Consider the following 24,965-nt stretch of genomic DNA (forward strand, 5'->3'; position numbering starts at 1 on the left):
CAACTCCCGACACGTCTCCCACACATCCGGCCCGACCGTCTCCCCGACCCATTCCCCCATCACCACGAAACAAGTCTGGCCCCGCCGCTCACGCGGCGGGGCCAGAACCCCAAGATCTTCATGAGCCTTCTAGGGCCGCGACTTGGCGACGAGCACCAGCACGCTCATGAAGGCCAGCAGGGCATGGGTGGCGACGACGTAGATGAAGACCCGCACGTACAGGCCGCGCGGTGGCTTGTTCTCGACGTAGCGGCGGGAGGTCGGGGCGTCGGGTGCGCCCTCTGCGGCCGGGGGCGTGGCGGGGGCGGGAGTGGTGTGGTCGGGCATGGCGGACGGTCCTTCCCTTCCGGAACGGTGGCGGTGGACGACGGCTGGCGGACGGCGCGGCTCAGCCGCCGCGGCGGTGCGGGGCGCGGTCACCCAGGCACAGCTCGGCGGCGCCGCTCTGGAGCAGCGTGTGCACGAACAGCAGCTCCGTCCCGCCGCGCGAGGCGGCGGCCAGCCGGTGCGGGGTGAGCGAGTCGAAGTGCGCGGCGTCCCCGGGCTCCAGTACGTGCACCGCCTCGCCGAGGGTGAGCCGCAGCCGTCCGGTGAGGACGTAGAGCCACTCCTCGCCGGGGTGCACCCGCACCAGGTCCCCCTGCGCCCGCTGCGGCACGTGCACCCGCAGGGCCTGCATGGCGCGACCGGCGCCACCGACGGTCCAGTACGTCCAGCCGCCGGCCTCCGAGGGCTCGGCGCGGCCGGCCCGCACGATCGGGTCCCGCTCCGCGGCGGTCTCGCCGAGCAGGTCGGATACCGTGGTTCCGTACGTCCGGGCCAGGGCCAGCAGCATCGGCAGCGACGGTTGCCGCTGACCGGTCTCCAGCCGCGAGAGGTGCGCGGGCGACAGGCCCACCCGCCGGGCCGCGGTCTCCAGCGTCAGTGCGCTGCGTCGCCGCAGCTCACGGAGGCGCGGTGCGACGGTGGACAGCTCCTCCGGGGCGGCGTCGGAGGGCGGATCGGGGAGCTCGGTCATGCTTCCGGTATAGCCAGCCTTCACCTCAGAGGCAAAAAGTTTGCCTCTGAGGCAAAAGCCCCGCGTGCGCTACCGGGCGACGTCCTGGGGGTACCAGCGCAGCTCGACGGTGTTGCCGTCCGGGTCGGCGACGTAGATCGACTGCGCGTCGCCGCGGGCGCCGTACCGGCCGACCGGGCCCTCCAGCACGGTGAAGACGCCGGAGTCGACGACCTCCGGCCAGTCCAGCGGATCGACGACCAGGCAGATGTGGTCCACGTTGGTGCCGGGGCGGTCTCCGGTGATCAGGTCGATGATCGTGGTCGGGGTCACCCGCACCGAGGGGAACGGGGCCTCGCCGGCCCGCCAGGCGTCCACCCGGACCGGCTCCAGGCCGAGCGGCCCGCAGTAGAAGTCCAGGGAGCGCTCGATGTCGCGCACTTTGAGGACGAGGTGGTCGAAGTCTTTGACGCGCATGGGGGTTTCTCCTGTGTGGTGGTCGGTGACGCGGGTCGGGGGCGGTCGATGGCGCGGGCGTGGTGGCGGCGGAACATTCGGGACGACTTGGGGTGACACTGCGGTGTCCGTGTGAACTCCCGGGAAACATCGCCTTCTTGGGATTGACAGGGCCATGTCTACGCGCGTCATGCTGGTGCACATGAGAATCCCCCCACGGATGACCAGGATCGGCGCTGCCGGCGCCCTCGTATCGGCCCTTCTCCTCGGTGGTACGGCGGTCGCCGCGACGCCCGCCGCCACGGCACACCCGGCCGCGGTCCACACCGCGACCGTTCACATCAAGTCGGTCGGCAGCGTCTGCTATTCCAAGCTGCCGTCCCAGGCGCACGACACCCTCGACCTGATCGACAAGGGCGGCCCCTTCCCGTACCCGAAGGACGGCACGGTCTTCGACAACCGCGAGGGCGTCCTCCCCTCCCAGAGCAAGGGCTACTACCACGAGTACACCGTGGTCACGCCCGGCTCGCCGGACCGCGGCGCCCGCCGCATCGTCGCCGGTGAGAAGCAGCAGGAGGACTACTACACCGCCGACCACTACGCGACCTTCAACCTCGTCGACTTCGGCTGCTGAGGCCGACCGACGACGGAACCGCACGAGCGGCTCACACGGCGGCCGGGGTGCCCACGCACCCCGGCCGCCGTCGTGCTCCCCCGGACACCCCGATCCCACCTGCCACTTCCCTCTCTCCTCCGCCCATTCTCGGCAGAAGGGGCGCACAGGGGCGCACCCCGAGAGAGGATTGTCAGTGGTTGCCGGTAGCGTTTCGGCAGAAACGAGGAACGGGCGGGCATCGGCGGCAAAGGGGCCATCAGCGGTCAGCCGGCGCGGCACGCCCCGGAAGTGCTGGGTCAGTCGTGCGCCGCGTCACCGCGGCGGGGGCGTCGGAGAAGAAGGAAGGACGGCGAACTGCCGTGTATCGCTGGGAGATCACCCGGGCCGCACTGGCGCAGCGCGTTTTCGCCATCGTCCGCAGTAAGACCTACGACGAGGCGAGCGCCACCGCCGACACCCTGCTGTCGGCCGGCATCACGAGCCTGGAGATATCCCTCACCACGCCCTTCGCGCTGGAGGCGGTCACCACCCTCACCCGCGAGCTGGGCGACGACGCGGTCATCGGCGCCGGCACGGTCCTCGACGCCGCGTCGGCCCGGATGGCGGTGGACGCCGGCGCCCGCTTCCTGGTCGCCCCGAGCCTGGACGCCGCCGTGATCCGCACCGGCCACCGCTACGGCGTTCCGGTCTTCGCCGGGGTCTCGACACCCACCGAGATCGTGCGCGGCCTGGAGCTGGGCGCGGACGCCCTCAAGCTGTTCCCGGCCGCCGGCCACCACCCGTCCTGGATCAGCGATGTCCGCGCCGCCCTGCCGCAGGCGCCGTTGGTGCCGGTGGGCGGGGTGACGACCGAGACCGCACCGGAGTGGATCGCCGCCGGCGCCGTCGCGGTGGGCATGGGCTCGGCCCTGTCGGAGGGGGACCGCGAGACGGTGGCCAAGCGCGCCGCGGACCTCCTGGCCCGGCTCGCCGACGCGGTGCCCGAGCATGCGGGCGAGGGCGGGGCGACGGACCCGTACGGGGCCTGACGGGGCGTCACGGGGCCCGACGGGACAGCGCGGCGGGCGCGTTCCGGGGCCGTCCCACAGGCCGGTCGGGGGGTTCACCCGGCGGCCGGGCTCTGCCACCCTGAGCGCTTCGGCCACCTGATCAGGAGTCAGCCCACGATGAAGCGCGCCGCGATCCTCCCCGCCCTCGCCTGCCTGCTCGCCGTCACCGCCGCGGCCCCGGCGGCCTCGTACGCCTCCGCCCCGGCCGCCGGCGCCACCGCCTCGGCCGCCGCCCAGCGGGACCGGCGGCCGGCCACGCTCCTGGACGAGGTCCCGCGCCGCGGGGTGCTGCGGGTCTGCACCACCGGTGACTACCGCCCGTTCAGCTACCGCGACCCCGCGACCGGCGGCTACCGCGGCGTGGACATCGACATGGCCCGGGACCTCGCCAAGAGCCTGGACGCCACGCCCCGTTACGTCCCGACGACCTGGGCCGGGCTGGTCGGCGACCTGACGGCCGGCCGGTGCGACATCGCCATGGGCGGCGTCTCGGTCACCCTGGCCCGCGCCCGCTCGGTCGCCTTCAGCGAGCCGACCCGCACCGACGGCAAGACCCCCATCGCCCGCTGCGCGGACCAGGGCGCATACGGGACGCTGGAGCAGATCGACCGGCCCGGCGTCCGCGTCGTGGTCAACCCCGGCGGCACCAACGAGCAGTTCGCCCGCGCCCACATCAAGCGGGCCACCCTCACCGTCCACCCGGACAACACCACGATCTTCGACGAGATCATCGCCGGCCGCGCGGACGTGATGATGACCGACGCCAGCGAGACCCGCTACCAGGCCAAGATCCACCCCGAACTGTGCGCGGTCCACCCGGACCGGCCGTTCACCTTCTCCGAGAAGGCGTACGCACTGCCCCGCGGCGACGAGCAGTTCAGGGCGTACGTCGACCAGTGGGTCCACCTCGCCACCCACGACGGGACGTACCGGAAGTACGAGGACGCCTGGATGAAGTAGCCCGCCGGGCCGGCGGGCGGGGTCAGTCGGCCGCCGGGCGGCCGTGCCCCAGGACGTTGACCACCCGCCCGTCCGGGTCCTCGGCGAAGAAGCGGCGGACGCCCCACTCCTCGTCCTGGAGCGGGTGCACGATCCGCGCGCCGGAGGCCCGGACCGCCTCGTAGGCGGCGTCCACGTCCTCGACCTCGATGCTCAGGTCCGGGGCGACCGGCGCGGTCGCGTCGTGCGTCAGGAAGGTGAGCTGAGCGGTGGGGTTGGCGGGGGAGGCCAGCGTCATCACCCAGCCGTGGTTCATGACCTCCTCGAAGCCGAGCAGGCCGTAGAAGGCGCGGTGGCCGGCCAGCGCCTCCGGGGCGCCTTCCGGGGCGAGATGGAGGTCGGGGACGACGCGGCGCACGGACACGGGGGCCTCCTCGGCGGGCCGGGTACGACGGACCGGTGGCGGGGTGGGGCGCGCCGGTTGAGGGGATGCTACGCGGCCGACCGGGCCCCGCGGACCGCTTCGACGACATCGCGCAGCACCGTCCGGTGGTCGTCCGCGCGCCAGGCCAGCGCCAGCCGACTGGGGCTCAGGCCGCCGACCGGCCGGGCGACCACACCGGGGCGCTGGTAGATCGCCGCGTTCCCGGCGGCCAGCAGCACCACGCCCAGCCCCTCCTCCACCGCCTCGAACGTCTCGTCCGCACCGGCCACCACGGCCCCGATCCGCACCGGCCGGCCGTTCCGCTCGGACACCGCGAGCCAGTGGTCCCGCAGGGCGCCCGCACTCTCCGGAAGCGCGAGGAACGGCTCGTCCAGCAGCGCGGCGAACGGTATCTCGGCGGTGTCCGCGAGCCGGTGCCCGGCCGGCAGCGCCACCCAGCGCGGCTCGGTGGCCACCACCTCGACGGCGAACGCCTCCTGGTCCGGGAACGGCAGCCACAGCAGCGCCAGGTCGGCGGTGCCGTCCGCGAGCCCGGCGGTGGCGTCCTCCCAGGCGATCTGCCGTACCCGGATACGCCAGTTGGGGCGGCGTTCGGCGAACCGCGCCCGGATGGCGGGGAGGAGGCCGCGGCCCACGCTGGTGGAGACGCCCAGGGTCAGTTCGGCGGCCTCGGCGGCGGCCGCGTCGCTCACCGCCCGCTGGGCCTCGTCCCAGAGGCCGACGAGCTCCCGCGCCGTGGGCAGCAGCGCGGCACCGGCCGCGGTCAGCGTCACCGTGCGCCGGTCGCGGTGGAAGAGCCGGACCCGCAGGCCCTCCTCCAGCTGGCGGATCTGCTTGCTCAGGGCCGGCTGCGAGACGAAGAGCCGCTCGGCGGCCCGGGTGAAGTGCAACTCCTCGGCGGTGGCGAGGAAGTAGCGCAGATCGCGGATGTGGGCGTCCATAACCCTTGGCTATCAGAAAAGGACTTGGACGGGGAACGGAGCCCGGATACAGGATCGCCACATGGACCACTCCCCTCAGCGCGAACTCCCCTCCGCCCCGCTCCCGTTGAAGAAATCCGCGGTGCCCGGACCGCCGCCGTCGGCCGCGGCGCCCGCCCGCCGCAGCCACTGGGGACGCCTGGTCGCCACCGTCGTGGTGACCGTCGGGGCCGTCACCCCGGGGCTGATGGTGCCCGCCCTCGCGGCGCCGGTGCCGGGCGCGCCGCACCTGTCCGGTACCGCCTTCGGCGCCGCCGTCACCTGCTTCTTCGCCTGCACCGCGGCGGGCGCCCCGGCGGCCCGCCGGATCGTGCCGCGGCTGCCCGTCCGGGCCGTGCTCGCGACCGTCGCCCTGCTGACGGCCGCGGTCCTCGCCGGGCTGGCGGTGGCCGGGCAGGAGTGGCAGCTCTGCCTGCTGCTCGCCCTCGCCGGGCTCGGCAACGCCTTCACCCAGCCGGTCGCGGCCCGGGTGATCGCCGCCGACATCGCGCCCGGGCGGCACTCCTTCGCGGGCGGACTCTTCGGCGCGTCCCTCGGCGCCGGACCGTTCCTGCCGGGGCTGCTGGTGACGCTGGTCGGCGCGCCGTACGGGTGGCGGCCCGCGCTGTGGACCGCGGCCGGACTGGCCCTGCTGACGCTGATCGCGGCGGCGCTGGCCCGCCCGGCGAGGTCCGGCCCGGCCGCGGCGGAGGCGGGGCGTCCGGAGGTCGCCGCGGGATCCCCGGCGGTCGCGGCCCCCGCGCCGCGCACCGTCGGCCGGATCGTCGTCGCCTGGAGCGCCGCCGCGGCCCTGGCGACCATCGGCAACAACGTCGGCGCGGCGTACTTCATCCAGATCGGCGCTGCCTCCGGGTTCTCCGCCGCCACCGCCGGGACGCTCCAGATGCTGGCCAGCGTGCTCGGCATCGTGGTGCGCCTCGCCTCGGGCGGGCTGGCGGACCGGGCGCCGCACCGGATCCCGTGGACCGTGGCCGGGATGATGCTCACCGGTGCCGTCGGGCTCGGAGTGATCGTCGTGGGCACCCCGGCGGCGTTCGTGGCCGGGGCGGTGCTCGCGGTGGCCGGCGGCTGGGGCTGGACCGGGCTGCTGCTCGCCGCCACCATGCGGCTGCTGCCGGGGGAGAGCGCCCGGGCCGGGGCGGCGATGCAGGGCGGGCTGTTCGCGGGCGCCGCGGTCGGGCCGCTGTCGTTCGGGGTGCTCTCCGGCCACCTCGGCATCTCGGTGACGGTGGGGATCGCCGCGGTCGGTCCGCTGCTGGGCACGCTGCTGCTGGTCACCGGGATCCGTGCGCTGGCGAAGGGCGCGGCGGGCCGGGCGGCCGCGGACGCGCCGCAGGCACCGGCGGCCGTCCGGGCGGACGGTGACCGGCGACGGTGACCGGCTGCCGCTGACCGGCCAGGTATGTCCGCACCGCCACCGCCCACGCTCCCTCGCCCGCGACCGCCGTCAGGAGGCCCCGTGCCGCCTTCCGCCGCCACCCCCACCGAACCCTCCGCCGCCATCTCCTCCGTTTCTCCCGTCTCCCCCGTCTCCCTCGTCACCGGCGCCACCCGGGGCATCGGCCGCGAGGTGGGCCGCCTGCTGGCCGGCCGCGGCCACACCGTGCTGCTCACCGGGCGCGACCCGGAAGCCGCCCGGCGGGTCGCCGAGGAGCTGCGCGCCGGGGCCGGCACCGCCGATGTCCGCCCGCTCCCCCTGGACGTCACCGACGAGCGCAGCGTCGCCCGCGCCGCGGCCCGGGTCACCGAGGAGTTCGGCCGGCTGGACGTCCTGGTCAACAACGCGGCGATCGGCTACGACACCTGGCAGCGGGCCGTCACCGCCGATCTGGCGGTGGTGCGGGAGGCGGCCGAAACCAACCTGTACGGGCCGTGGCGGATGGCCCTCGCGTTCGCGCCGCTGCTGCGCGCCTCCGCGCACCCCCGGCTGGTCAACGTCTCCAGCGAGGCCGCGTCCCTGACGAACATGGGCGGCGGCACCCCCGCGTACTCCGCCTCCAAGGCCGCGCTCAACGCGCTGACCAGGATGCTCGCGGCCGAGCTGCGCGCGGACGGCGTCCTGGTCAACGCGGTCTGCCCGGGCTGGGTGGCCACCGACATGGGCGGGCCGGGCGGCCGTCCGGTCGCGGCGGGCGCGGCGAGCGTCCTGTACGCGGCGACGCTGCCGGACGACGGCCCCACCGGCGGTTTCTTCCGCGACGGGCGCCCGCTGCCCTGGTAGCTCGGCGACCCCTGCGGCAGTGGCCTCAGCGGCCCTTGCGGCACCGGCCTCGGCGGGGATTTCCGGCCCTTCCGGACACTCCGACCGTCCTTGTCCGGACAATGTGACCTCCCGGCTTCCCGTCCTCTGCGCGGGCGGTTACGCTCGCGAGCGTGGGGAAACGCGATACAGAAGCCGCGGGCGCCGAGGCCGTCCAGTTCAGCGTGGACCGGAACAGTCCGGTCCCGCTGTATTTCCAGCTGTCGCAGCAGCTGGAGGCCGCGATCGAGAACGGCCTGCTGGCCCCCGGCAGCCTGCTCGGCAACGAGATCGAACTGGCCGGCCGGCTCGGCCTGTCCCGGCCCACGGTGCGCCAGGCCATCCAGTCGCTGGTCGACAAGGGGCTGCTGGTCCGCCGCCGCGGCATCGGCACCCAGGTCGTCCACAGCCAGGTCAAGCGCCCGCTGGAGCTCAGCAGCCTCTACGACGACCTGGAGGCGGCCGGACAGAAGCCGGCCACCCGCGTCCTGCTGAACACCACCACCGCGGCGGACGCCGAGGTCGCCGCCGCGCTGGGGATCGCCGAGGGAGCGGAGGTCGTCCTGGTCGAGCGGCTGCGGCTGACCCACGGCGAGCCGGTCGCCCACCTGCGCAACCACCTCCCCGCCGGGTTGCTGAAGCTGGAGACCGCCGACCTGGAGCAGACCGGCCTCTACCGGCTGATGCGGGCGGCCGGGATCACCCTGCACAGCGCCCGCCAGGCGGTCGGCGCCCGCGCGGCGACCGCCGAGGAGGCCGGACGGCTCGACGAGTCCGAAGGCGCGCCGCTGCTCACGATGGAGCGCACCACCTTCGACGACACCGGCCGCGCGGTGGAGTTCGGCTCGCATGTCTACCGGGCGTCCCGGTACGCCTTCGAGTTCCAGCTGCTGGTCCGGCCGTGAGGCAGGGCGCCGTACGGTGAACGGCGGGTCCGGACCGCGTCTCTCGCTTTCGTCAGAATGTTCTGACAAACCATTGACGCGGCTCGGCGCGCGCCGCTAGAACTCCTCCAGCCGCAATCCGGCGGCGGGAAGCGAAGGCGGCCCACCATGATCTGCGCCAGCACGGCCCGGCCCGCGAACGGCCGGTCGGGAACCCTGCGAACCCCTACCACCCGGTCCGGATCGACCGGGGCCGGGACCCCATGAACCGGTACAGAACGCCGGTAACGGATACTTGGTCGGTTGCCCGGCCCGGCCGCCGGCCGGCACCGCGGCGACAGCAGACACAGCCGGGACAGCGACAAGAGCGGGAAAGGCAAGTCCTCGTGGCAAGGGTTCGAAGAAGAGGACGCGTCGTTGGCGCCGTTCTGGCAGCGGTGCTCGGCGTCTCCCTGGCGGGGTGCAGCAGCACCGGAGGCAAGCGTGCCGAGGAGGAGCGCGCCGCGCAGGTGGCCGGCGGCAAGTCCGTCGTGCACACCCCCCGGTGGACCTTCGCGATGGTCACCCACTCGGGAGACGGCGACACGTTCTGGGACATCGTGCAGAAGGGCGCCCAGCAGGCCGCCGACAAGGACAACATCAACTTCGTCTACGCGCACGACAAGGAGGCCCAGCGGCAGAGCGAGCTGGTGCAGTCCTACATCGACCAGAAGGTCGACGGGCTGATCGTCTCGCTGGCCAAGCCGGACGCGATGAAGGACGTCGTCCTCAAGGCCGAGAAGGCCGGCATCCCGGTGATCACGGTGAACTCCGGCGCGGAGGAGTCCAAGGCGTTCGGCGCGCTCACCCACATCGGCCAGGACGAGACGGTGGCCGGCGAGGCGGTCGGCGAGGAGCTGACCAAGCGCGGGAAGCAGAAGGCCCTCTGCGTCCTGCACGAGCAGGGCAACGTCGGCCACGAGCAGCGCTGCGACGGGGCCGCCAAGACCTTCAAGGGCGACCTGGAGAAGCTGTACGTGGACGGCACCAACATGCCCGACGTGCAGGCGTCCATCGAGTCCAAGCTCCAGGCCGACCCGTCCATCGACGCCGTGGTCACCCTCGGCGCGCCGTTCGCCGCCACCGCCGTCAAGGCCAAGGAGCAGGCCGGCAGCAAGGCCGAGATCGACACCTTCGACCTCAACGCGCAGGTCGCGAGCGGTCTGAAGGACGGCTCGCTGGGCTTCGCGGTCGACCAGCAGCCCTACCTCCAGGGCTACCAGGCGGTCGACCTGCTGTGGCTGTACAAGTACAACGCCGACGTCCTCGGCGGCGGCAAGCCGGTGCTCACCGGACCCCAGGTGATCACCAAGCAGGACGCCGCGGCGCTCCAGCAGTACACGCAGCGGGGGACCCGATGAGCACCGCCGACGCACCGACCCGGCACCCCGCGCCAGCCGGGGACGCGGGCGACGAGCGGCTGCTGCACCGCTCCCTGGCCCGCCGGCTGATGAGCCGCCCCGAGCTGGGCTCGGTGGTCGGCGCCATCGCGGTCTTCGTCTTCTTCTCGGTGATCGCCGAACCGTTCCTGCGGCCCGCCAGCCTCTCCACGGTCCTGTACGCGTCCTCGACGATCGGCATCATGGCCGTACCCGTGGCGCTGCTGATGATCGGCGGGGAGTTCGACCTGTCGGCCGGCGTGATGGTGGTCAGCTCGGCACTGATCTCGTCGATGTTCAGCTACCAGATGACCGCCAACACCTGGGTCGGCGTCGGGGTGTCGCTGCTGGTCACGCTCGCCATCGGGGTCCTCAACGGGGTGCTGCTGACCCGCACGAAGCTGCCCAGTTTCGTGATCACCCTGGGCACCTTCTTCATGCTGACCGGCCTCAACCTGGGCTTCACCAAGCTGATCAGCGGCACCGTCTCGACCAAGTCCATCGCCGACATGGAGGGCTTCGACTCCGCCCGCGCGGTCTTCGCCTCGCATCTGACCCTCGGGGGCGTCGACATCCAGATCACCATCGTGTGGTGGCTGGTGCTGGTCGCGCTCGCCACCTGGATCCTGCTGCGGACCCGGGCCGGCAACTGGATCTTCGCGGTGGGCGGCAACGCGGACGCCGCCCGGGCGGTCGGCGTCCCGGTCACCCGCACCAAGATCGGCCTCTACATGGGCGTCGCGTTCGCCGCCTGGATCTCGGGCCAGCACCTGCTGTTCTCGTTCGACGCGATCCAGTCCGGCGACGGCGTCGGCAACGAGTTCCTGTACATCATCGCGGCGGCGGTCGGCGGCTGCCTGATGACCGGCGGCTTCGGCTCGGCGATCGGCGCCGCGGTCGGCGCGTTCATCTTCGGCATGGCCAGCAAGGGCATCGTCTACGCGCAGTGGAACCCGGACTGGTACAAGTTCTTCCTCGGCGCGATGCTGCTGCTCGCCACACTCCTGAACGCCTGGGTCCGCAAACGGGCGGAGGACAAGTCATGACGGCACTGGTCGAACTCGACGACGTCAGCAAGTTCTACGGCAGCGTCAAAGCGCTGACGGGCGTGTCGCTGGAGGTGCACGCGGGCGAGATCACCTGCGTCCTCGGCGACAACGGCGCCGGCAAGTCCACCCTCATCAAGATCATCGCGGGGCTGCACCGGCACGACGCCGGCACCTTCGCCATCGAGGGCGAGGAGACCCGGCTCGGCTCCCCGCGCGAGGCCCTGGACCGCGGTATCGCCACCGTCTACCAGGACCTGGCCGTGGTGCCCCTGATGCCGGTGTGGCGGAACTTCTTCCTCGGCTCGGAGCCGACCACCGGCGTCGGCCCGTTCCGGCGGCTCGACGTGCGCACCATGCGCGAGACCACCCGCGCCGAGCTGCTGCGGATGGGCATCGACCTGCGCGACGTCGACCAGCCCATCGGCACCCTCTCCGGCGGCGAACGGCAGTGCGTCGCCATCGCCCGCGCCGTCTACTTCGGCGCCAAGGTCCTCGTCCTGGACGAGCCGACCGCGGCACTCGGCGTCAAGCAGTCCGGGGTGGTGCTCAAATACGTCGCGGCCGCCCGGGACGCCGGGCTCGGCGTGGTGTTGATCACCCACAACCCGCACCACGCCTACCTCGTCGGCGACCGCTTCGTACTGCTCAAGCGCGGCACGATGGCCGGCAGCCACCTCAAGTCGGAGATCGCCCTGGAGGAGCTGACCCGCCAAATGGCAGGCGGCAGCGAGCTGGAACAACTCAGCCACGAACTGGCCCGCACCGGCCCGACGGAGTTCCCCGGCGGTCACCGGCCCGAGTGAACCCGCGCCGCGCCCCGCACCGGCCCCCGGCCGCGGCGGGGTGCGGCGCCCGGCATCGCGGTGCGCCGGACGGCGCGGGTGATGCACAATCGCAGCGGACCATCCAGCGAGGCCCCGGCCTCCCCGACACCCGCAGGGACGAGACGACTCTTGCGCGCACGCAGCCGCCGAGACCGTAACGGCAGCCGCCCCGGCTGTCCCGGCCACCCCACCGGCGACGAGGTCCGAGGGGTGATCCGATGAGCATGTACCGGGACCGGGCGCACCGCGGGAGCGCCCGCGCCACCGTCCTCCGCACCGTCGGCGCCAGAGAGCGCCGCTCCCACCTGACCGCCCCCCGGGTGCCCACCGTCGGCATCGACATCGGCGGCACCAAGGTGATGGCGGGCGTGGTCGACGCCGACGGCACCATCCTGGAGAAGGTCCGCACCGAGACGCCGGACAAGTCCAAGAGCCCCAAGGTCGTCGAGGACACCATCACCGAACTGGTGCTGGACCTCTCCGACCGGCACGACGTGCACGCGGTCGGCATCGGCGCGGCCGGCTGGGTGGACGCCGACCGCTCCCGGGTGCTCTTCGCCCCGCACCTGAACTGGCGCAACGAGCCGCTGCGGGACCGCCTCGCCGACCGGCTGGCGGTCCCGGTCATGGTCGACAACGACGCCAACACCGCCGCCTGGGCGGAGTGGCGCTTCGGTGCCGGCCGCGGCGAGGACCACCTCGTCATGATCACGCTCGGTACCGGCATCGGCGGCGCCATCCTGGAGGACGGCGCCGTCAAGCGCGGCAAGTACGGAGTGGCCGGCGAATTCGGCCACATGCAGGTGGTCCCCGGAGGCCACCGCTGCCCGTGCGGCAACCGCGGCTGCTGGGAGCAGTACAGCTCCGGCAACGCCCTGGTCCGCGAGGCCCGGGAGCTGGCCGCCGCCGACTCCCCGGTCGCGTACAACATCATCGAGCGGGTCGGCGGGCGGGTCGGCGACATCACCGGCCCGCTGATCACCGAGCTGGCCCGGGAGGGCGACGCGATGTGCGTCGAACTCCTCCAGGACATCGGGCAGTGGCTCGGCGTCGGCATCGCCAACCTCGCCGCCGCCCTCGACCCGTCCTGCTTCGTCATCGGCGGCGGCGTCAGCGCCGCCGACGACCTGCTGATCGGCCCGGCCCGGGACGCCTTCCGGCGCCACCTCACCGGCCGCGGCTACCGCCCCGAGGCCACCATCGCCAAGGCCCAGCTGGGCCCCGAGGCCGGGATGGTCGGCGCCGCCGACCTGGCCCGGCTGGTGGCCCGCCGCTTCCGGCGCGCCAACCGCCGTCGCGCGGAGCGCTACGAGCGCTACGAACGGTCGGGCCGCCGATGACCGAACCGGACTCCCCAGCCATGCACGACGACCACCACCCCGGCGCCCGGACCCGCCGGCCCTTCCTGCTGGCGCTGGTCATCTTCCTGCTGATCACGATCCCGGCCGGCTACTTCGTCATCTCCGCCGAGCAGAGCCGGGACAGCGGGTCGGACAAGGAGTCCGAGGCCGCCGCCACCGGCCTGACCAACGCCTTCCCCTCCAAGCTGCAGCAGCGGATCTACAACGTCCCGGTGCCGATCGGCTCCACCCCGGTCTACTACTACGAGACCAACTCCTGGCAGACCAGTTCGCTGTTCGTGCAGTTCCGGACCAACGACTGGGGCCTCGCGCAGTACCTCGCGGCCGTCGGCACCAGCACCGCCGCCCTCAAGAAGGGCGCGATCACCATCCCGCCGGACCAGGCGGCCAAGGTCGGCTGGGACTTCCAGGCCGACTGGCCCTGGCAGGGCGTCGCGGTCGACCGGCCGGCGCCGCAGCCCTCCCAGCGGATCGTGGTCAGCGAGGACGAACCCGGGCACCCGGTCGTTTACACCGTTTCGACCGTGCAGTTCTGATCTGTGACCACCGCTTCCTGACCCGGGTGTCAGGACCGCGTCACGGTGTCGGTTAGCGTGGTCGGGTGAGCGAGAAGACCCTGCAGCACCGGATCGACGGTCCCGATGGCGCCCCCGTCCTCGTCCTGGGGGCCGCCCTCGGGACGACCTGGCACATGTGGGACCGGCAGATCCCCGACCTGACCCGCCAGTGGCGCGTCATCCGGTTCGACCTGCCCGGCCACGGCGGATCACCCGCCCACGCGGTGAGCTCCATCGCCGAACTCGCCGACCGGCTCGTCACCACCCTCGACGCCCTGGGCGTGGAGCGGTTCGGCTACGCCGGCTGCGACATCGGCAGCGCAGTCGGCACCCAGATCGCCCTCACCCGCCCGCACCGCGTCACCTCCCTCGCGCTGGTGTCCTCCTCGCCGCGCTACGGCACCGCCGACGCCTGGCGTCAGCGCGGGGTGGTGATCCGCACCAACGGACTCGACCCGATCGCCCGCACCGCGCCCGAGCACTGGTTCACCCCGGGCTTCGCCGGCGCCCAGAAAGCCATCGTCGAATGGGCCGTCCAGATGGTGCGGACCACCGACCCCGGCTGCTACATCGCGGCCTGCGAGGCACTGGCCGCCTACGACGTGCGGTCCTCCCTGGGCCGGGTCGGCGTGCCCACCCTCGTCGTCGTCGGTGCCGAGGACCAGGTCACGCCCACCACCGACGCCCGCACCCTCGTCGCCGGCATACCGGACGCGAGCCTGGCGCTGATCCCGGACACCTCGCACCTGGCCCCCGTCGAGCAGCCCGCGGCCGTCTCCGAACTGCTCATCCGCCACTTCAGCACCGCCTGGAACGACAAGCCCGGCCCCGCCGCCATCAGCGCGGCCGCCCCGAAGCCGCAGATCGCACCGCCGATGCCGACCCACGCCCCGGCCGCCATCGAATCCGGCCTGTCGCAGCCCGCCCAGGTCCGCGGCGGCACGTACGAGCAGGGCATCAAGGTCCGCCGCGAGGTGCTCGGCGACGCCCACGTGGACCGGGTGGAGGCCGCCACCGACGACTTCAACGCCGACTTCCACGACTTCATCACCCGCTACGCCTGGGGCGAGACCTGGACCCGGCCCGGCCTGGACCGCCGCACCCGCAGCATCATCACCCTCACCGCGCTGGTCGCCCGCGGCCACCGCGAGGAACTCGCCCTGCACACCCGCGCCGCCCTCCGCAACGGCCTCACGCCCGCGGAGATCAAGGAGGTCCTGCTCCACACCGCGGTCTACTGCGGCGTGCCGGCCGCCAACTCCGCCTTCGCGGTGGCCCAGAAGGTCATACACGAGGAGACCACCCCGGAGGCGTGAGGACGGCGGGGTCCGCACCGCGCCCCGACCGCTGTCCACAGGTCGCCCGGGCGGCCGTCCCGGCGCGGCAAGATGGCGCCATGGAACTCACCAAGAAGACCCACGCCTGCGTCCGGATCGAGAAGGACGGGCGGACGCTGGTCATCGACCCCGGGGTGTTCAGCGAGGAGGACGCGGCCGTCGGCGCGGACGCGATCCTGGTGACGCACGAGCACCCGGACCACTTCGACGAGGGCCGCCTGCGCCGGGCCATGGAGGCCGACCCGGCCACCGAGATCTGGACCCTGGCCGGCGTCGCCGACCAGATCTCCGCGGCCTTCCCGGGCCGGGTGCACACCGTCGGCGAGGGCGACGCCTTCACCGCCGCCGGCTTCGACGTCGAGGTGCACGGGCAGCTGCACGCGGTGATCCACCCGGACATCCCGCGCATCACCAACGTCGGCTTCCTCCTGGACGGCACCGTCTTCCACCCCGGCGACGCGCTGACCGTCCCCGAGGGCCGCACCGTCGACACCCTGCTGCTGCCGGTCCACGCGCCCTGGAGCAAGGTCGCCGAGATCATCGACTACGTCCGCGCGGTCGCCCCGCGCCGGGCCGTCGACATCCATGACAGCCTGCTCGCGGACCACGCCCGCCCGGTCTACGACGGCCTGATCGACAAGCTGGGCCGGACCGACCACGGCCGCCTCGCCCCGGGCGCGCGCACCGAGGTGGGCTGACTGTCGGTGCCGCGCTGTAGGTTTACGGACATGCGCATCGCGACCTGGAACGTCAATTCGATCACCGCTCGCCTCCCGAGGCTGCTGGCCTGGCTGGAGCAGTCCGGCACGGATGTGCTGTGCGTCCAGGAGACCAAGTGCTCCGACGAGCAGTTCCCCTACGACGAGCTCCGCGAGCTGGGCTACGAAGCCGCGGTCAACGCCACCGGCCGGTGGAACGGCGTCGCGCTGCTCTCCAAGGTCGGCCTCACGGACGTGGTCAAGGGACTGCCCGGCGGCCCGGAGTACGACGGTGTGCAGGAGCCCCGTGCCGTCTCCGCGACCTGCGGCCCGGCCCGCGTCTGGTCGGTCTACGTTCCCAACGGCCGCGAGGTCGACCATGCGCACTACGCCTACAAGCTCGCCTGGTTCGAGGCACTGAAGGCGGCGGTCGCCGAGGACGCCGCGGCCGGCCGCCCGTTCGCGATCCTCGGCGACTACAACGTCGCCCCCACCGACGAGGACGTCTGGGACCCGGCCGCCTTCGAGGGCCTCACCCACGTCACCCCCGCCGAGCGCGCCGCCCTGGCCGCCCTGCGCGAGGCCGGCCTGTCGGACGTGGTGCCCCGCCCGCTGAAGTACGACCGCCCGTACACGTACTGGGACTACCGCCAGCTCGCCTTCCCCAAGAACCGCGGCATGCGCATCGACCTCGTCTACGGCAACGCACCGTTCGGCAAGGCCGTCTCGGACGCCTATGTCGACCGTGAGGAGCGCAAGGGCAAGGGCGCCTCGGACCACGCGCCCGTGGTGGTCGACCTGGACGTGTGAGCCGGGCGTGCGCCGGCCGGCTGCCCGGTGCGCCGGGGAGGCGCGCGGGGGCGCCGCGGGGGCCCCGGCGCCGTGCCGCGCGCCTGTGGCCGCGGCCCCGGGGCGGGTGGGACCCTCGCACCATGAAGCTGTCTTTCCTGGACAAGTGGCGTAGACGCACGGACGCGGCCGGGTCGGTGCCGCTCGCCGAGTCGGTGCGCGCGGATCCCCAGAGCGTCGTCGAGCTGCTCTCCGAATGCGAGCTGCTGCGCGACCAGGCCGCCACCGCCGGGGTCGAACTCGACGACTCCGTACGGTCGTTGGAGGAACTCGACCAGCTCCAGCCGGTGTGGCGCGACGACCCGGAGGTGCTGCCGTGGCTCGGCAACGACGCCGGGCTCTACCTCGGCACCGTCGTGGTGCGCACGGTCCCGGGCGCGGTCTGGCACGTCTGGCCGGACGGCCAGCCGGTGGTGCGGCTGGTGTCCGGCCGGGAGATCGACGTGGTGGCCGCCGGGCACGCCTGGGCCGACGACGGCGCCCCCGAGCTCTCCCAGGTCTACGCCGAGGTCGCCGAGGACTGACGCACCGGTCCGATCGGCCCGACGCCGCGCGTGTCATCGGCGAAGTGCCCCATTCGTACGGGTAGGTTGCGGTCTCTCCGCGGTACGGATGAGAGGGGCGGGCCGGTCCATGGCGGATGACGCGCTGATCGAGCTGCGCGGGGTCAACAAGCACTACGGGCCGTTGCACGTCCTCCAGGACATCGACCTCACCGTCGGCCGCGGCGAGGTCGTGGTGGTCATCGGCCCCTCCGGATCCGGCAAGTCGACCCTGTGCCGGACCATCAACCGCCTGGAGACCATCGAATCGGGCGTGATCCTGATCGACGGCGTGCCGCTGCCCCAGGAGGGCCGGGCGCTGGCCGGGCTGCGCGCCGACGTCGGCATGGTCTTCCAGTCGTTCAACCTCTTCGCGCACCGGACCGTGCTGGACAACGTGGCGCTGGCGCCGGTGAAGGTCCGCAGGCAGCGGAGACAGGACGCGGAACGGCGGGCCCGCGAACTCCTCGACCGGGTCGGCCTCGCCGCCCACGCGGAGAAGTACCCGGCACAGCTCTCCGGCGGTCAGCAGCAGCGCGTCGCCATCGCCCGCGCTCTCGCCATGGATCCCAAGGCGCTGCTCTTCGACGAGCCCACCTCCGCCCTCGACCCCGAGATGATCAACGAGGTGCTGGAGGTGATGCGGCAGCTCGCCCGGGACGGTATGACGATGGTCGTGGTCACCCACGAGATGGGCTTCGCCCGCTACGCCGCCCACCGCGTGGTGTTCATGGCCGACGGCCGGATCATCGAGGACCGCACCCCGGAGGAGTTCTTCACCGCGCCGCGCAGTGCGCGCGCCAAGGACTTCCTCGCCAAGATCCTCAAGCACTGAACGGGGCGCCGCGATGCCGCACCCTCCCACCCCGCCGTCCCGTCGCCGCCGGGCCCTGTTCGGCGTGCTCCTGCCGGCCCTCCTCGCGCTGGCCGCGGTGGCCTGCGGCCGGCCCGGCAGCCCACCCGTCAAGGGCCCCAAGGCCGCGGACCTGCCCAGTTATCCGGTGGCCAAGAACTTCTCGCTGCCCGAGTCGCCGACCTGGACGGCCGCCAAGCGCCGCGGCCGCCTCGTCATCGGCGTCAAGGAGGACCAGCCCTTCCTCGGCGAACGGGACCCGGCCAGCGGGGCGTACAGCGGTTTCGACATCGAGATCGCCAAGATGACGGCGGCCGCGCTCGGCTTCCCCGAGCACGCCGTGACGTTCCGCACCGTCGCCTCCGCCAACCGCGAGACCGCGCTCCAGAACGGCCAGATCGACCTCTACGTCGGCACCTACACCATCAACGCCAAGCGCAGGCGGCAGGTCGGTTTCGCCGGTCCGTACTACCTGGCCGGCCAGTCCCTCCTGGTGCGCAGCGACGAACACGACATCCACGGCCCGCAGGACCTGGCCGGCAAGCGCGTCTGCTCGGCCGCCGGCTCCACCCCGTACCAGCGCATCGCGGCCGAGTACCCCGGGGCCGTCCTGGTCGCCTACGACACCTATTCGGTGTGTGTGGACAACCTGCTGACCTATCAGGTCGACGCGGTCACCACCGACGACGCGATCCTGCTCGGCTACGCGGCCAAGGTGCCCGACCAGCTGAAGGTCGTCGGCCCGCCGTTCTCCAAGGAGCCGTACGGCATCGGCGTGCGGCGCGACGACGACGCGCTGCGGTTCGCGGTGGACGACGCGCTCGCCGCGGCGGAGCGGAACGGCACCTGGCAGAAGGCGTACCGGGCCACGCTCGGCGTGTCCGGGGTGCCGGCGCCGAAACCGCCCCCGATCGACCGCTATCCGGCGGGTTGAGCACCCGCGCGGCGCGGGACCGCGCGGCCGGAACGCCCGGACGACCCGGAACGACCAGGAACTGGAGCAGCGCCGCGCCATGAACGTTCTCCTCGACAACCTCTCCCTCTACGGGCGCGGTCTGCTGGGCACCGTGGAACTGACCGTCTACGCCGCCCTGCTCGCCCTCGCCCTCGGCTTCCTCACGGCGGCCTTCCGGGTCGCGCCGGTCCGCTCGCTGCGGGTCTTCGGCACGGCCTGGGTGACGGTGCTGCGCAACACCCCGCTGACGCTGCTGTTCTTCGCGGTGCTGCTGGGGCTGCCGCGCTTCGGCCTGGTGCTGCCCTTCACCGTCTTCGCAGTGCTGGCGCTGGGCTGCTACACCTCCGCGTTCATCTGCGAGGCGGTGCGCGCCGGTATCAACACCGTGCCGGCCGGGCAGGGCGAGGCGGCCCGCAGCCTGGGCATGACCTTCCGACAGACGCTCGCCCTGGTGGTGCTGCCGCAGGCGTTCCGCTCGGTCATCCCGCCGATCGGCTCGACGCTGATCGCGCTCGCCAAGAACTCCGCGATCGCCGGGTCGTTCAGCGTCGTCGAACTCCTCGGCGTCTACAAACCGCTCAACGAAATGGGCTACGGCATCATCTGGTCCTTCGTCTGGATCGCGGTCGGCTACCTCCTCGTGACCCTGACCATCAGCGCGCTCTTCAACGCGCTGGAGAAGCGCTACGGAGTCGCCCGATGACCACCGTCCTCTACGACCTGCCGGGCCCGCGGACCCGGCGCCGGCACCGGTACTTCGGGCTCGCCGGGACGGTGGTGCTGCTCGCCCTGGCCGGCTGGACGCTGACCCTCCTCTTCCGCACCCACCAGTTCACCGCGGCGAAGTGGACCGCCTTCACCTACCAGGGTATCCAGGAGCTGCTGCTCACCGGACTGGGCAACACCCTGCGGGCGTTCGGGCTGGCGGCGGCGGGGTCGCTGCTGCTGGGCGGGGTGCTGGCGGCCGGGCGGCTCTCCGCGCACCGGCCCCTGCGGTGGGTGTGCACCCTGCTGGTGGAGTTCTTCCGGGCCATGCCGGTGCTGGTGATGATCTTCTTCATCTACGTCGCGCTGCACGCGGAACCACTGGTGGCCCTGGTCAGCGGCCTGACGCTGTACAACGGCTCGGTGCTGGCCGAGGTCTTCCGCTCGGGAGTCGGCGCCGTCGAGCGCGGCCAGGGCGAGGCCGCGTACGCGCTGGGGATGCGCAAGACCCAGGTGATGGTGCACGTGCTGGCGCCGCAGGCGGTCCGGACGATGCTGCCGGCGATCATCTCCCAGCTGGTGGTCGCCCTGAAGGACACCTCGCTCGGCTTCCTCATCACCTACGAGGAGTTCCTGCACGCGGGCAAGCTCATCGCGTCCAACCTCGACTACGACCTGCCGTTCATCCCCGTCGTCATGATCGTCTCACCGATCTACATCGGGATGTGCATGCTGCTGTCCTGGCTGGCCACCTGGGCCGCCCGGCGGCAGCGGCGCAATCCCAGGGTCGAGGCGGGCGAGGTGGCCGCCCCGGAGCCGGCGACGCTCCGAGCGGAGGACCACCGGGCGCGGGGCTGAACGGGCGCGGGGCTGAACGGGCGCCGCCGGGCGGCCCGTTCAGCGGATCCGGCGGGTTCCGGGCGCGCTCCCGGGGACGGGAGGGGCGTCAGACCCGCCAGACGCCGTCCCGCATCAGCTCCCGCCCGGCCAGTTCGTTCTCCTCGCGCCAGACCAGCAGCCGGTGCGGGGTGAAACGGAGGAAGACCCACGGAGCGCGGCCGCGCGGGTTCCAGCCGAGCTTGACGGCCAGCGCGTCCGACGCGTCCAGCGGCAGGGCGTCGTTGGCCAGCACCTCCACGGTGCAGTCGGCGAGCACCACGTCCCGGGTGGTCCCCAGCGCCACCCGGCTCTCCCCGCGGGCGGCGAGGTTGCGGGCGGTGGGGTTGCTGCCCTTGGTGGACATCACCAGGCGCTCGCGGTGCCAGACGAACGACAGCGGCACCAGGGTGGGCGTGCCGTCGGCGGAGGCGGACGAGATCCAGGCGTCCTCTTCCGTCTGCAGCAGCCGGAGAGTGTCCCGTTTGCGTTGTGCGGCGTCGCGTGGTGGGGGAAGGGGTCTCATGGCCGGGAGCGTAACGAGCCTGCCCCGCCCGCCGCTTCGGGCGGGAGCCGTAGGGCGGCGGTCGTAGGTCCGCACCGCCGCCCTACGGCTCAGTCGCGGACCGGCACCGACACGTACGACGGGTCGTGTGCCGGGGAGGAGAACGACAGGTGGGCGCCGGCGGGGTTCTGGGCGATGTAGAGCGGGTCGACGGTGTCCACGACCACCGCGAGCCGGTGCCCGGCGGGCACGTCGTAGGCGGTGGCGAAGAGGTCCAGGTCGACGCCGAACGGCCGGCCCGGGGCCTTGCCGTGGAAGGTGAACGGCGCGTGGGTGACCAGTTTGCCCAGGCCGAGCGGGCCGACGTCGTAGAGGTAGGCGATGGCGGTGCCGCTGGTGGCGGTGGGGGTCACGGTGGTGTGCAGGCGGGTGGTGCCGCGCACCCGCTGCCCGCTCTCGTACGGCGCGGACTGCCAGACGGCGGCGACCGAGCGCGGCAGCAGCGGGATGGAGGCCATCGGCGGCAGCCGGAGGAACTGGTCCAGCATGCTGGAGAGGAAGATCAGGCCGCCGTCGGCGCCGGAGTCGATCCCGGTGCGGATGCGCTGGGTGCCGCCCAGGGCGATCCGGCGGTGTGCGGAGGGGACGTCCTGCCAGCTCTTGTAGCCCTCGTAGGCGCCGGTGGAACGGGACTTGAGGAGGACCGGGGACTCGCGGTCGATGCCGTTGTCCGCGCCCTGGAGGTAGTGGTCGAACCAGCGCTTGGTGTCGTTCCAGGTGTCGTCGGGCAGTCCGAGCAGGCCCAGTCCCTCGGCGGTGGCGTGGTCGCCGGGGCGGAACTCCAGCCGCTTGGGGCCCTTGAGCTTCTCGAAGAACGCCGCGTACTGGTCGGGCGGGAAGAGGGAGTCGCCCCAGGCGTTGCCGAGCAGGATCGCCGCCCCGTTGGCGTTGATCCGGTCGACGTAGGTGGCCGGGGAGCGCTTCCGGCCCCACGCGATCATGTCCTTCTCCTTGGACATGTCGGCGCTGAGGAAGTCCTTGAGGATCCGCTGGAGTTCGGGGCTGGGCCGCCCGGTCAGCGCGCCCAGGCCGCCGAGCGTGGCCGCGGCCTGGAGGTGCGGGGTGCGGCCGCTGTAGATCGAGCCGATCAGGTCGGCCCAGCCGCTGAGTGCCGCGACCACCTTGATCCGCTTGTCGGACGCGGCGGCCAGCAGGCTGATCCCGGCGCCGTAGGAGACGCCGGCCATACCGACCTTGTGGGGGTCGGCGGGGGTGTGCGCCAGCGCCCAGTCGACGACCTTGGAGGCGTCGGCGACGTCCTGCGGCCCGGCGGTCTCTATCTGCCCGCCCGACTGCCAGAAGCCGCGTGAGTTGTAGCCGACCACGACGTAACCGGCCCCGGCCAGCTTGCGGGCCTGCGCCAGGTATTCGACCTGGGGCATCGCCCAGCTGGTGGGCAGCACGATCAGCGGGTGACGCCGGTTGCCGTCGGCGCCGGCCGGGGTGAAGACGTTCGCCTTGAGGGTGATTCCGCCCGCGCCGGTGATGTCGACGAACCGCAGGGTGGGGGAGTCCGCGGCCGCCGGCCGGGCGGCGGCCGCGCCGCGGGCGGGGGCGGGCGCGGCGCTCGCCGGGGCGCCGGTGAGGACCGTGGTGGCGAGCACCGCCGCGGAGACGGTGCCGATCGCGGCGCGCAGAGTGGTGCGGGAGGGCGTCATCTTCTGCTCCAGATCTCGACGCGAGCCGCACGGGACGCTGTCCTGGGGACTTCAAGGACAGGAGGGGCGCCCGGCGGCTCGTTGTGACTGGAGGGTAAGGTCCACCGCTTACCTCTGGTAACCCGTCAGTAGGTTACGGCTGGGTAACACCAGGGTGAGCGCGGAGAGTTCGGCGCGGTCCGGGACGTTGGCGGAGTGCACGTTACGGAACGAGGCGCAGGGGAAAGGCGGGACGAGCGTGACGGACGCGGGGGAGGGGCGGGGCCCCGAGGCGGCGCAGACGCCGTTCGATGCCAGTGAGCGACGGGCCTGGGCCGGCCGGGCCGCGGCATACGCGGCGGGGTTCGGCCGGCTGTGCGCGTATACGGTGCCGCGGCTGCTGGACGCCGCCGGTGTCACCGGGGGCACCCGGGTGCTGGACGTCGGCACCGGCACCGGCACCGCCGCGGCGGCGGCCTGCGCCCGCGGGGCCCGGGTGACCGCCGTCGACGCCGAACCCGACATGGTGCGCAGCGCCGCGGCCGCCGCCCCCGGGGCCGCCGTCCAGGTCGCCGCGCTCCCCCGACTCCCCTTCCTCGACGGCGCGTTCGACGCCGCCGTCGGCAACTTCGTGCTCAACCACGTCGGGCGGCCCGGCGCGGCCCTCGCCGAGCTGCGCCGGGTGACCCGGCCGGGCGGCCGGATCGCGCTGACCATCTGGTCCGCACCGCCCGCACCGGGCCAGGCGCTCCTCGGCCGCGCGGTACGGGCGGCCGGTGTGCCCCGGCCGCCGGACATCCCCGCCCTCGCGCCCGAGGACGACTTCCCGCGCACCGAGGACGGCCTCGCCGAGCTGCTGCGCACCGCCGGCCGGCTGACCGGGGTGCGGTGCGCCACGGTGTCCTGGGAGCACCGCACCACACCGGAGGAATGGTGGCGCGGCCCGGCGGCCGGTGTGGCGACCATCGGCCGGGTCGTCACCTCCCAGGGGCCCGCGACCGCGGAGCGGATCAGACGCCATTTCGTCGACCTGGCCACGGAGTTCACCGCACCGGACGGGCAACTGGTGCTGCCGCACGCGGCGTTGCTGGCGTCCGGGCGGGTCGGCGCGTAGTCGGGGCGCGGGCCGTGGCCCGCGCCGATCGCCGGTCGGCCGGGCGTCCGCGGGCGCCGGCGCGGTGCGGCGCGGGCGGAGGGGTGGGGGCCGCGGCCCGCCCGCCGGGTCGCGCTCAGCCCGCCGAGTCGTGCTCAGCCGGGTCCGGCAGTGTGCTCAGGAAGTCCGCCAGCGCCGCGTTGAACTCCTCCGGGCGCTCCAGGTTCGGCATGTGACCGGCGTTCTGAATGACCTTCAGATCCGCGCCGGGCACCGCCTCGTGGATCAGCCGGGCGTCGGCGACCGGGGTGAACTCGTCCTCGGCGCCCACCACGACCAGGGTGGGCACCGTGATCCGCGGCAGCAGCCCGGTGTAGTCCCGCCGCTCCGCCCGGCCGCGCAGGGCGGCCGCGGCGCCCTCGGGGGAGGCGTTCCGCATCATCCCCAGGACGTGCTCGGCGACCGCCGGCAGCGCCGTGACGTTGGCCGCCGAGATCATCTTGGGCAGCACCTCCTGCGCGTACCCGGCCATCCCCTCGGTCAGCAGCCGCTGCGCGGTGCGCAGGCGCACCGCCCGGCCCTCCTCGGTGTCCGCCGCCGCGAAGGTGTCGGCGAGCAGCAACGCCCGGATCCGCTCCGGGAACTGCCGGTAGCACTCCATGACGATCTGCCCGCCCATCGACAGCCCGCCCAGTACGCAGCGCTCGATGCCGAGCCGGTCGAGCAGGCCGGCCACGTCCCGGGCGAAGGTCTCCAGCGGGGTCTTGCCGGGCACCACCGAACTGCCGCCGTAGCCGCGGAGGTCCGCTGCGATCACCCGCATTCCGGCGCGGCTGAAGTGCGTGATCTGCGGGCGCCACATGGAGCGGTCGAAGGGGTGCCCGTGGACGAGCACCAGCGGCTCGCCGCTGCCCTCGTCCTCGTACTCCACCGTGATCCCGTCATATTGCACCGATGCCATGACACACCTCTCCCAGCCGCACTACCTGCGGCCCTGCTGCACAAGGGGGTTGACGGATCGATGCTATGAGGGGCATTGTC

At 73.1% G+C, this 24,965-nt stretch carries 28 protein-coding genes; 20 read left to right on the forward strand and 8 right to left on the reverse strand.

Going from position 1 to position 24,965, the window contains the following annotated elements:
- Window positions 1-129: 129 nt before the first annotated feature.
- The 3 genes from CG747_RS25565 to CG747_RS25575 all read right to left on the reverse strand — a co-directional run bounded on the left by CG747_RS25565 (window position 130) and on the right by CG747_RS25575 (window position 1,474).
- Entirely contained in the window at window positions 130-327 is a 198-nt protein-coding gene (locus tag CG747_RS25565) for a DUF6126 family protein (protein ID WP_100604182.1), read from the reverse strand.
- A 61-nt stretch (window positions 328-388) separates the two neighbouring features.
- The gene (locus CG747_RS25570; protein WP_100604183.1) at window positions 389-1,018 is read right to left on the reverse strand and encodes a helix-turn-helix domain-containing protein; all 630 of its coding nucleotides are present in this window, start codon (window positions 1,016-1,018) and stop codon (window positions 389-391) included.
- Window positions 1,019-1,087: 69 nt separating this feature from the next.
- The gene (locus CG747_RS25575) at window positions 1,088-1,474 is read right to left on the reverse strand and encodes a VOC family protein (protein ID WP_100604184.1); all 387 of its coding nucleotides are present in this window, start codon (window positions 1,472-1,474) and stop codon (window positions 1,088-1,090) included.
- 181 nt (window positions 1,475-1,655) lie between these two features.
- Here CG747_RS25575 and CG747_RS25580 point away from each other — a divergent pair, with 181 nt between their 5' ends.
- The 3 genes from CG747_RS25580 to CG747_RS25590 all read left to right on the forward strand — a co-directional run bounded on the left by CG747_RS25580 (window position 1,656) and on the right by CG747_RS25590 (window position 4,078).
- Entirely contained in the window at window positions 1,656-2,087 is a 432-nt protein-coding gene (locus CG747_RS25580) for a ribonuclease (RefSeq protein WP_100604358.1), read from the forward strand.
- Between the two features lie 341 nt (window positions 2,088-2,428).
- Complete coding sequence (locus CG747_RS25585; RefSeq protein WP_100604185.1) at window positions 2,429-3,097, forward strand: bifunctional 4-hydroxy-2-oxoglutarate aldolase/2-dehydro-3-deoxy-phosphogluconate aldolase; 669 nt, start codon at window positions 2,429-2,431, stop codon at window positions 3,095-3,097.
- 138 nt (window positions 3,098-3,235) lie between these two features.
- Window positions 3,236-4,078 carry a transporter substrate-binding domain-containing protein gene (locus tag CG747_RS25590; RefSeq protein ID WP_100604186.1) on the forward strand — a complete coding sequence of 281 codons (843 nt, stop codon included), beginning with the start codon at window positions 3,236-3,238 and terminating at the stop codon, window positions 4,076-4,078.
- A gap of 22 nt (window positions 4,079-4,100) precedes the next feature.
- Here CG747_RS25590 and CG747_RS25595 read toward each other — a convergent pair whose 3' ends face one another.
- Window positions 4,101-4,481, reverse strand: coding sequence for a VOC family protein (locus CG747_RS25595; RefSeq protein ID WP_100604187.1), 381 nt, complete (start codon window positions 4,479-4,481; stop codon window positions 4,101-4,103).
- Window positions 4,482-4,549: 68 nt separating this feature from the next.
- On the reverse strand, window positions 4,550-5,443 hold the full coding sequence (locus CG747_RS25600) for a LysR family transcriptional regulator (protein ID WP_100604188.1): 894 nt from the start codon (window positions 5,441-5,443) through the stop codon (window positions 4,550-4,552).
- 61 nt (window positions 5,444-5,504) lie between these two features.
- Between CG747_RS25600 and CG747_RS25605 the strand changes: the two genes are divergently transcribed.
- The 16 genes from CG747_RS25605 (at window position 5,505) to CG747_RS25680 (ending at window position 20,611) form a co-directional block, all read left to right on the forward strand.
- Window positions 5,505-6,860: an MFS transporter gene (locus CG747_RS25605; RefSeq protein ID WP_180985705.1), complete on the forward strand. Its 1,356-nt coding sequence runs from the start codon at window positions 5,505-5,507 to the stop codon at window positions 6,858-6,860.
- 81 nt (window positions 6,861-6,941) lie between these two features.
- A complete protein-coding gene (locus CG747_RS25610; protein WP_257980713.1) occupies window positions 6,942-7,703 on the forward strand; it encodes an SDR family oxidoreductase in 762 nt (253 codons plus the stop codon).
- A 203-nt stretch (window positions 7,704-7,906) separates the two neighbouring features.
- On the forward strand, window positions 7,907-8,626 hold the full coding sequence (locus CG747_RS25615; RefSeq protein ID WP_100604191.1) for a GntR family transcriptional regulator: 720 nt from the start codon (window positions 7,907-7,909) through the stop codon (window positions 8,624-8,626).
- A gap of 365 nt (window positions 8,627-8,991) precedes the next feature.
- Window positions 8,992-10,005, forward strand: a complete 1,014-nt coding sequence (locus tag CG747_RS25620; RefSeq protein ID WP_100604192.1) for a sugar ABC transporter substrate-binding protein — start codon at window positions 8,992-8,994, stop codon at window positions 10,003-10,005.
- Entirely contained in the window at window positions 10,002-11,069 is a 1,068-nt protein-coding gene (locus CG747_RS25625; RefSeq protein WP_100604193.1) for an ABC transporter permease, read from the forward strand. Before CG747_RS25620 ends, CG747_RS25625 begins: the two co-directional genes overlap by 4 nt.
- Complete coding sequence (locus tag CG747_RS25630; RefSeq protein WP_100604194.1) at window positions 11,066-11,875, forward strand: ATP-binding cassette domain-containing protein; 810 nt, start codon at window positions 11,066-11,068, stop codon at window positions 11,873-11,875. The genes CG747_RS25625 and CG747_RS25630 overlap by 4 nt, the downstream gene beginning before the upstream one ends.
- Window positions 11,876-12,114: 239 nt before the next feature.
- Entirely contained in the window at window positions 12,115-13,236 is a 1,122-nt protein-coding gene (locus CG747_RS25635) for an ROK family glucokinase (RefSeq protein WP_100604195.1), read from the forward strand.
- On the forward strand, window positions 13,233-13,793 hold the full coding sequence (locus CG747_RS25640; RefSeq protein ID WP_100604196.1) for a hypothetical protein: 561 nt from the start codon (window positions 13,233-13,235) through the stop codon (window positions 13,791-13,793). The genes CG747_RS25635 and CG747_RS25640 overlap by 4 nt, the downstream gene beginning before the upstream one ends.
- Window positions 13,794-13,858: 65 nt before the next feature.
- Window positions 13,859-15,130 carry a 4-carboxymuconolactone decarboxylase gene (gene pcaC, locus CG747_RS25645; RefSeq protein WP_100604197.1) on the forward strand — a complete coding sequence of 424 codons (1,272 nt, stop codon included), beginning with the start codon at window positions 13,859-13,861 and terminating at the stop codon, window positions 15,128-15,130.
- Window positions 15,131-15,210: 80 nt separating this feature from the next.
- Window positions 15,211-15,849: an MBL fold metallo-hydrolase gene (locus tag CG747_RS25650; RefSeq protein WP_100604198.1), complete on the forward strand. Its 639-nt coding sequence runs from the start codon at window positions 15,211-15,213 to the stop codon at window positions 15,847-15,849.
- A gap of 30 nt (window positions 15,850-15,879) precedes the next feature.
- Window positions 15,880-16,659, forward strand: coding sequence for an exodeoxyribonuclease III (locus CG747_RS25655; protein ID WP_100604199.1), 780 nt, complete (start codon window positions 15,880-15,882; stop codon window positions 16,657-16,659).
- A gap of 122 nt (window positions 16,660-16,781) precedes the next feature.
- Window positions 16,782-17,222, forward strand: coding sequence for a DUF6278 family protein (locus CG747_RS25660; protein ID WP_100604200.1), 441 nt, complete (start codon window positions 16,782-16,784; stop codon window positions 17,220-17,222).
- A gap of 109 nt (window positions 17,223-17,331) precedes the next feature.
- Window positions 17,332-18,075: an amino acid ABC transporter ATP-binding protein gene (locus CG747_RS25665; RefSeq protein ID WP_100604201.1), complete on the forward strand. Its 744-nt coding sequence runs from the start codon at window positions 17,332-17,334 to the stop codon at window positions 18,073-18,075.
- Window positions 18,076-18,088: 13 nt separating this feature from the next.
- A complete protein-coding gene (locus CG747_RS25670) occupies window positions 18,089-19,027 on the forward strand; it encodes a glutamate ABC transporter substrate-binding protein (RefSeq protein WP_180985707.1) in 939 nt (312 codons plus the stop codon).
- Window positions 19,028-19,106: 79 nt separating this feature from the next.
- The gene (locus tag CG747_RS25675) at window positions 19,107-19,751 is read left to right on the forward strand and encodes an amino acid ABC transporter permease (RefSeq protein WP_100604203.1); all 645 of its coding nucleotides are present in this window, start codon (window positions 19,107-19,109) and stop codon (window positions 19,749-19,751) included.
- Window positions 19,748-20,611, forward strand: a complete 864-nt coding sequence (locus CG747_RS25680) for an amino acid ABC transporter permease (RefSeq protein ID WP_100604204.1) — start codon at window positions 19,748-19,750, stop codon at window positions 20,609-20,611. Before CG747_RS25675 ends, CG747_RS25680 begins: the two co-directional genes overlap by 4 nt.
- Window positions 20,612-20,699: 88 nt before the next feature.
- On the opposite strand, the gene CG747_RS25685 is transcribed toward CG747_RS25680, so the two are convergent.
- Both CG747_RS25685 and CG747_RS25690 read right to left on the reverse strand, forming a co-directional pair.
- A complete protein-coding gene (locus CG747_RS25685; protein ID WP_100604205.1) occupies window positions 20,700-21,155 on the reverse strand; it encodes a pyridoxamine 5'-phosphate oxidase family protein in 456 nt (151 codons plus the stop codon).
- Window positions 21,156-21,244: 89 nt separating this feature from the next.
- Window positions 21,245-22,852 (reverse strand): CocE/NonD family hydrolase, encoded by a 1,608-nt coding sequence (locus CG747_RS25690; RefSeq protein ID WP_100604206.1) that lies wholly within the window; start codon window positions 22,850-22,852, stop codon window positions 21,245-21,247.
- 238 nt (window positions 22,853-23,090) lie between these two features.
- On the opposite strand from CG747_RS25690, the gene CG747_RS25695 reads away from it, so the two are divergent.
- Window positions 23,091-23,945 carry a class I SAM-dependent methyltransferase gene (locus tag CG747_RS25695; RefSeq protein ID WP_100604207.1) on the forward strand — a complete coding sequence of 285 codons (855 nt, stop codon included), beginning with the start codon at window positions 23,091-23,093 and terminating at the stop codon, window positions 23,943-23,945.
- Between the two features lie 115 nt (window positions 23,946-24,060).
- Here the strand turns inward: CG747_RS25695 and CG747_RS25700 are convergent, their stop codons facing one another.
- Window positions 24,061-24,885 carry an alpha/beta fold hydrolase gene (locus CG747_RS25700; protein ID WP_100604208.1) on the reverse strand — a complete coding sequence of 275 codons (825 nt, stop codon included), beginning with the start codon at window positions 24,883-24,885 and terminating at the stop codon, window positions 24,061-24,063.
- Window positions 24,886-24,965 lie beyond the last annotated feature (80 nt).

The organism is Streptomyces sp. CB02959 (assembly GCF_002803155.1).
Classification (GTDB): Bacteria; Actinomycetota; Actinomycetes; order Streptomycetales; family Streptomycetaceae; genus Streptomyces.

What these genes read in the sequence shown, in the direction of transcription:
- CG747_RS25600 (WP_100604188.1), bottom strand. Translation starts at nt 5,443, where the DNA reads ATGGACGCCCACATCCGCGATCTGCGCTACTTCCTCGCCACCGCCGAG.
- CG747_RS25635 (WP_100604195.1), top strand. Translation starts at nt 12,115, where the DNA reads ATGAGCATGTACCGGGACCGGGCGCACCGCGGGAGCGCCCGCGCCACC.
- CG747_RS25630 (WP_100604194.1), top strand. Translation starts at nt 11,066, where the DNA reads ATGACGGCACTGGTCGAACTCGACGACGTCAGCAAGTTCTACGGCAGC.
- CG747_RS25670 (WP_180985707.1), top strand. Translation starts at nt 18,089, where the DNA reads ATGCCGCACCCTCCCACCCCGCCGTCCCGTCGCCGCCGGGCCCTGTTC.
- CG747_RS25660 (WP_100604200.1), top strand. Translation starts at nt 16,782, where the DNA reads ATGAAGCTGTCTTTCCTGGACAAGTGGCGTAGACGCACGGACGCGGCC.
- CG747_RS25565 (WP_100604182.1), bottom strand. Translation starts at nt 327, where the DNA reads ATGCCCGACCACACCACTCCCGCCCCCGCCACGCCCCCGGCCGCAGAG.
- CG747_RS25655 (WP_100604199.1), top strand. Translation starts at nt 15,880, where the DNA reads ATGCGCATCGCGACCTGGAACGTCAATTCGATCACCGCTCGCCTCCCG.
- CG747_RS25570 (WP_100604183.1), bottom strand. Translation starts at nt 1,018, where the DNA reads ATGACCGAGCTCCCCGATCCGCCCTCCGACGCCGCCCCGGAGGAGCTG.
- CG747_RS25575 (WP_100604184.1), bottom strand. Translation starts at nt 1,474, where the DNA reads ATGCGCGTCAAAGACTTCGACCACCTCGTCCTCAAAGTGCGCGACATC.
- CG747_RS25605 (WP_180985705.1), top strand. Translation starts at nt 5,505, where the DNA reads ATGGACCACTCCCCTCAGCGCGAACTCCCCTCCGCCCCGCTCCCGTTG.
- CG747_RS25690 (WP_100604206.1), bottom strand. Translation starts at nt 22,852, where the DNA reads ATGACGCCCTCCCGCACCACTCTGCGCGCCGCGATCGGCACCGTCTCC.
- CG747_RS25625 (WP_100604193.1), top strand. Translation starts at nt 10,002, where the DNA reads ATGAGCACCGCCGACGCACCGACCCGGCACCCCGCGCCAGCCGGGGAC.
- CG747_RS25580 (WP_100604358.1), top strand. Translation starts at nt 1,656, where the DNA reads ATGAGAATCCCCCCACGGATGACCAGGATCGGCGCTGCCGGCGCCCTC.
- CG747_RS25650 (WP_100604198.1), top strand. Translation starts at nt 15,211, where the DNA reads ATGGAACTCACCAAGAAGACCCACGCCTGCGTCCGGATCGAGAAGGAC.
- CG747_RS25680 (WP_100604204.1), top strand. Translation starts at nt 19,748, where the DNA reads ATGACCACCGTCCTCTACGACCTGCCGGGCCCGCGGACCCGGCGCCGG.
- CG747_RS25590 (WP_100604186.1), top strand. Translation starts at nt 3,236, where the DNA reads ATGAAGCGCGCCGCGATCCTCCCCGCCCTCGCCTGCCTGCTCGCCGTC.
- CG747_RS25665 (WP_100604201.1), top strand. Translation starts at nt 17,332, where the DNA reads ATGGCGGATGACGCGCTGATCGAGCTGCGCGGGGTCAACAAGCACTAC.
- CG747_RS25640 (WP_100604196.1), top strand. Translation starts at nt 13,233, where the DNA reads ATGACCGAACCGGACTCCCCAGCCATGCACGACGACCACCACCCCGGC.
- CG747_RS25700 (WP_100604208.1), bottom strand. Translation starts at nt 24,885, where the DNA reads ATGGCATCGGTGCAATATGACGGGATCACGGTGGAGTACGAGGACGAG.
- CG747_RS25675 (WP_100604203.1), top strand. Translation starts at nt 19,107, where the DNA reads ATGAACGTTCTCCTCGACAACCTCTCCCTCTACGGGCGCGGTCTGCTG.
- CG747_RS25685 (WP_100604205.1), bottom strand. Translation starts at nt 21,155, where the DNA reads ATGAGACCCCTTCCCCCACCACGCGACGCCGCACAACGCAAACGGGAC.